Origin of the sequence: Mycobacterium sp. (assembly GCF_050701675.1) — a bacterium.
GTDB lineage: Bacteria > Actinomycetota > Actinomycetes > Mycobacteriales > Mycobacteriaceae > Mycobacterium.
The window spans coordinates 1-3,538 of sequence record NZ_JBOGDD010000776.1; the positions used below are offsets into that span (position 1 = coordinate 1).

1 protein-coding gene is annotated in these 3,538 nt (G+C 64.6%); it reads left to right on the top strand.

The window, feature by feature from the left end; all coding sequences use genetic code 11:
* The coding region (locus ACRDUX_RS23775) for an RHS repeat-associated core domain-containing protein (RefSeq protein ID WP_526417124.1) at positions 1-3,332 on the top strand (3,332 nt) is incomplete at its 5' end.
* Positions 3,333-3,538 lie beyond the last annotated feature (206 nt).

Sequence of the window (3,538 nt, forward strand, 5' to 3'; positions counted from 1 at the left end):
AAACTCGCTCGTACACGCTTCCCGGGTCGGCGTCACCCGGCCAGAACATCCTTGAAACGCGGATCATCCGATCCGGTTTCTCGGATCTGGTCGAACGGCAGTACATGGACGGCCTGTCCCGTGTCTACCGCAGCGAGTCACCGGCAAAGCAGACGCAGACGGTGATCGTCGATCGCAGCTTCGATGCACGTGGTCGCCCCCTCACGGAGTCATTGCCGTACTTCACCGGCGGCGGCGTACTTCGCACGTTCTCGTACGACGCGCTCGGTCGACCCACGGTCGTTCTCGATCCCGATTCGGTGACGCAGCGCGTGCTCGGCTACAGCACGCCTTGGACCGTCGTCGAAGAGACCTACTTCGGCGCAGCAACACCGGGCAACCGCAAGCAGCGCACCGAACGTACGGCCGACGGTTTGGGCCGATTGGTTCGCGTGGCGCAGTTCGAGGACGCGGTGGCTGCGGCTACGCCGTACCTGATCACGGCGAAGTACGATGCGGCTGACCGGTTGTACGAGGTGCGAGATCCGATCGCGAACAACGGCGCGCTCTGCACGTCGCTCAACATGGGCGCGCAGTGCGCGACACAGGATCACGTCACCGAGATCACCTGGGACACGTTCGGACGGCGCGTGAAGATCGATGACGCCGACTCAGGCGTGTGGACTTACAAGTACGACGACGCAGGTCTCGTCAAGGAGCGGACACAGAACGGTGGAACGGGTTCGGCGCGCTCGCAACTCTTTGCCTATGACCAGCTCGAGCGACCGACCGCAAAAACCTTTACGCCGACCGGGAACGGCGTCGCGAACGCAACGTTCGTCTACGAGAACAACGACGCGAACGTCGACTTCGCGCAGCTGATCCAGGTCAACGCGACCGGCGGCACCACATATCTCTACGGCTACGACGCGGCGGGCCGGCGCGACACCGTCATTCAGCGGACCGCCAGCAAGGAGTTCGGCTCGGTTTACGAGTACGACGAGCTCGACCGCGTGACGGGCCGACTGTTCCCCGACGGCGACTCGTTCGACTACCAATACGACGGCATCCGCCTGCTGAACATCCGCGCGGATACGGCCAACCCCGCCTTCAAGGGCACGGTGCTGAAGTTTGCCGACTACGACGCGCTCGGCCGCATGAAGTACGTCGAGATTGGCCAAGGTGCGGGAAGCGCGGCCCTCGCGACGAACACCTACGTTTACGACACCGTGAACGCGCGGCTGACTCGAGTAACAGGCACCGCAGGGAACCTGGTGTCGAACGACCCTGACGGCGACCGCATCACGCCCGCTTCGAGCGACAAGTGCCCGAACGCTTACAACCCCGACCAACTCGACGGCGGCGGTCTCGGCTCGGCCAGCGTTCCGGACGGAATCGGGAACGCCTGCCAATGCGGCGACGTGGACGGAAGCGGAAAGGTGACGAGCGCGGACGCAACGGCGATCGGCGCGTTCATCGCGAGCGGCACAGCGCTGGCGAAAGCCGATCTCTGTGACGTGACGGGGGACGGCCTGTGTCTGAGCGCAGACCAGACGGCGGTGTCGGCGGCCGCGAGTAGCGGGACGGGCAATCTGCAGAACTGCCTTCCGTCGAAGACCGCAAACCTGCCTTCGAGCGCGCCGCTCGACCTGGTCGTCAACTTCGACGGCCTGGGCCGTCTGACATCGCAGACGGGTTCGTTGGGTTCGGAGTCGGTGAACCGGAGTTACAGCTACGATGGCCTGTCGCGGTTGAAGACCGCAATTGGCCCGTGGGAGAAGGGCACGGGCGCCACGGGTGCGGTGACCTGGACGTACACGTACGACGCGCTCGGGAACCTGCGCCAGCAGGCGAGCAATCGCACGCCGTCGAATCTGGCTGACAACCGCACCTGGTCGTACACGCATGCGACCAAGCCGCACTATCTGTCGACGTTTGCGCAGCAGGGTCAGTCGACGGAGACGCTGGCGGCGACGCTGGGCGGCGAGGTTGCGATCGTGACGAAGTCGGGGAGCCCGACGGCGGTTCTGACCTGGAACGCGCAGGGGAAGCTCTACCGGTACAAGGACTCGACCTACAGCTACGACGTGTACGACGACGCGACGCTCACGGTGACGGGGCCGAGCGGGAGTTCGACGTCGATCGTGTCGGTGGGCGACGACTTCGAGTACGACATCGGTGCGCAGCGTGCGAACAAGTTCTTCACGCTCGACGGGGTGCGCATCGCGAGCCTGGCGACGAGCTACGTGGCGCCGACCGCAGCGGTGCCGCCGGTGCTGCGGATCGTGCTGCGGTACTCAGCGCCGCTCGCGGCGCCGGCTGCAGCGGCGCTCGTCGCGCTGGGCCTACTCAGCCTCGCGAGCCTGACGCTGCGACGACACACGCCGGTGTGGCTGTCGGTGCCGGGCGTGGGGGTGCTGTCGTTCGCGCTGATCGCGCTGCCGTACACCGCGCAGGCGGCGACGCTCACGTCGGGGCCGGGGAAGTACGGAAGACACGCGGAGCCGATCCTCGCGTACCTGGTGGACCACCTGGGCACGATCCGGGGCGCGGTGAATCAAGACGGGATCGTGGTGGAGACGCGCGACTACGCGCCGTTCGGCGAGTCGATCGCGCACGCGGGTGCGTTCTCGGTCGAGCACCGCTTCACCGGTCAGCCCCAAGATGATCAAGCGGGCGGCCTCTACAACTACGGCGCGCGCTTCTACAACCCCAAGTGGGGACGATTCGTCTCGCCGGATGAGATGGTCCAGGGCTTCGACTCACAGGGGCTCAATCCGTTTGCCTATGTGCTGAACGGGCCGACGAGCGCGATCGATCCGACAGGCGAGCTGTTCGACCTCCCGATCTTCTCGTTCGGAACGCTCGCTGGGTTGCCGAGTGGTGTTGGGGGAATGAATGGGGACCCTTCGGCGGCTCCCTCCGGCTCCAACGGGGGAGGGCCGGGTGAGCTAGTTTGCGATGACTACGGCTCGTGCGTCCTCGGACCATCCGATCCGCAGCCCTTCGGGTTCAAAGAGCTGGCCTCGACAGCGATTGCCATTGGCATGCTCGATGGGCCGCAGCCCGGGCCGGTCGACTTGGGGGTATGGATCTCGATTGGTATGGGCTCCGGTCTCGCGTGGATGATTCACCATGCTACGGGTGGCGGGAAGGAGGGCACCGATGAGCAGACGGACGCTCAAAGGGATGCTGACCAAGAAGCTGACATCGAAGCGGCGCAAGCTGCAAAGCGGAAAGTCGGCAAAGGAGAGGAGATAGGAGACATTTCAAAGTCGAAGCAAAGGGCGCAGAGTCGACGCGATCGCATCAGGACCCTAGAGGAAGCGTTGAAAGACTTCGGCGATGAGTGAGAAAAGAAGCTACCACGATCTTCAGCCCGAGTTCGATGAAGCACTTCGTCTCCGGGATGAGGGAAGGTTGGTCGAGGCCGAGACCGTCCTTTTGCGTCTGGTCAACCGAAGGCCCGATGTGGCGGCAGTACACGGAATGCTCGGCCACGTCGAAGAAGCGTTGGGAGGATTGACGAAGGCTGCCGCGAGCTACCGGCGTGCAACAG